Source organism: uncultured Psychrobacter sp., from assembly GCF_947500265.1.
In the GTDB taxonomy this organism is placed as follows: Bacteria; Pseudomonadota; Gammaproteobacteria; order Pseudomonadales; family Moraxellaceae; genus Psychrobacter.
In genome coordinates this window covers 1-2,152 of the sequence record NZ_CANMRN010000015.1, presented here as the reverse complement: position 1 = coordinate 2,152, position 2,152 = coordinate 1, and the positions used below count along the sequence as shown (strand labels likewise).

2 protein-coding genes are annotated in these 2,152 nt (G+C 40.1%); both read left to right on the top strand.

Annotation, left to right across the window (positions count from 1 at the left end; all coding sequences use genetic code 11):
• The first annotated feature begins 266 nt into the window (after positions 1 to 266).
• Positions 267 to 614: a hypothetical protein gene (locus Q0788_RS13835; protein WP_298811634.1), complete on the top strand. Its 348-nt coding sequence runs from the start codon at positions 267 to 269 to the stop codon at positions 612 to 614.
• A gap of 381 nt (positions 615 to 995) precedes the next feature.
• On the top strand, positions 996 to 2,054 hold the full coding sequence (locus tag Q0788_RS13830; RefSeq protein WP_298811632.1) for a TRAP transporter substrate-binding protein: 1,059 nt from the start codon (positions 996 to 998) through the stop codon (positions 2,052 to 2,054).
• Positions 2,055 to 2,152: the final 98 nt, after the last annotated feature.

Genomic DNA, 2,152 nt, shown 5'->3' with positions numbered 1-2,152 from the left:
TCAGAAGTGAAACATCGTAGCGCCAATGGTAGTGTGGTTCGCCCATGTGAGAGTAGGTCATCGTCAGCTCTCTATTCCTGATTATCCCCCGACATTAGCTTGTCGGGGGATTTTCTTTGTGCGCGGGTTGGTAATGATGCTTAGTGCAAGAAAGTCTAGCGCTAGATGTTTTTGTCAAAATTCAAACTTTCCTACAAATCAGTTTGATGTGATACTATTTGTTTACTTCTAGAATCCACTATCTGTCATTTATTTTGGAGCACATTATGGGCGTTTCACTCTACTATACTGCTGAACGTTCTACTCTCTTGACTCAACAGGAGCAAGAAAAGGTTGCATCAATAGTCGATGAATATAATGAAAACTTCAAGCATGCAGATGATGCAGAGACTTTTGATCTCTATGCATATGATGACAGTGAGTCAGAGGTCATATTAGCAGGAGCTACAAAGCTGCCTGCTAGTATGGATGTAGAAAATCTTATGTATACCCTAGAACATTGGCTACAATGTTTGACTCAGATTCGCCTTGCGATAACTGATGCAGAATGGCATGTACATCTAGACGACAACGATGCTGTGTGGGTAGATGATAAGTGGCAGATGGAAGAATAACGCTTTATCACTATTATTATTTGTATAACTGCCTAGAGCAGCTTCTATAAGCTCATAAAATATTTACACAAAAAAGCTCTCAACTGGATAACAGGCTGAGAGCTTTTTTGTGAGAAATTATTTTAGTCTGCTTACTTTCTATTATTATTTATGCAGACAATTCAAGTATCAAAAATATATCTATAATATGAATATATCCTTCATAATCCGCTCAAAATGATTTGACTTCTATCATTATAGCTGCTAATTTTAAACAGTACTTTTATTACAGGTATGTAAAAAATATATCTAAACCTTGTAGCCAATTTAATCTAGGATGAATCAAATTGTCTGCTCGTAATACCTTACTCCTATTCTCATAATTATCAAAAGGAATTGATAATGAAGTTAGCTCCTCTTTTTTCAATTGGTGCTTTAGCCGCTATTAGTCTTCTTGGCTGTTCTAACCAATCTGCTGATACGACTGATGGCTCATCAGCCACTTCTCAAGAAACTACCGTGCTACGGTTTTCGCATTTTTGGCCTGCAACCTCATCTATCAGTAAAGAAGTCTTTGAGCCTTGGGCAAAACAGATAGAAACAGATTCTGACGGCCGTCTAAAAGTTGAGCTGTATCCATCCGCGGGCCTTGCTAAAGCAGACGTTACTTATGAATCTGCTGCTAAAGGTACGATCGATATCGGTTCACAAGCGCATGGTTATACCAATGGTCGCTTTCCTTTGACTCAGATTACTGAGCTTCCAGGTTTATCAAATTCAGCAACCCAAATGGGCTGTATGCTACAGACTCTATATGATGACGGTACTTTGGCGAGTGAGTACGAAGACACGCATTTACTGTTTATGTACGGCGGTGGACCTGGCGCACTTCATACAACAGATAAGTTGATTCGAACGCCTGCAGATATGAAAGGTATGCGTATTCGCCGTCCTTCAGCTGTGGCAGGTGATATCATCGAAAGTGCAGGTGCTTCACCAGTAGGTTTACCTGCAAACGATATGTATACCTCTCTACAGCGCGGTGTCGTTGATGGTTTAAGTTTCCCTTGGGAGGCGGTAACAGCATTCAAGATTGATGAGATTACCAAATATCATACCAATATTCCTTTCTATAGTTCAGCGCTTATGGTCACGATGAACAAGGACAAATACGATAATCTGCCAGATGATCTAAAACAAGTTTTGGATAAAAACTCAGGAATGGCGTTGGCCAGTAAAGTTGGTGAAGTATTTGATAAGCATGACCAGATGGCAATTCAAGCTGCTAAAGATAAAGGTGATGAAATTGTCGAGATTCCTGATCCGCTAAATGATCCAGATTGGAAAGGGCCACTTGAAAGAGGCACCCAAAAATATCTAAGTGATGTTAACGCTTTGGGTTTAGATGCTGATGGTGTCTATGAAAAAGCAAAAGCTGCCAGTGCTGCCTGTAAGGTCTAACCTATTGGAGGTGTCACATGGCATTTTTAGTCAAGCTCAGCGTCTTAATCTCTAGATTATGCCAGTTTATTGGTGGGATCAGTCTCATCATCATCGTA

Coding starts and splice junctions, on each gene's coding strand:
- Q0788_RS13835 (WP_298811634.1), top strand. CDS start 267: ATGGGCGTTTCACTCTACTATACTGCTGAACGTTCTACTCTCTTGACT.
- Q0788_RS13830 (WP_298811632.1), top strand. CDS start 996: ATGAAGTTAGCTCCTCTTTTTTCAATTGGTGCTTTAGCCGCTATTAGT.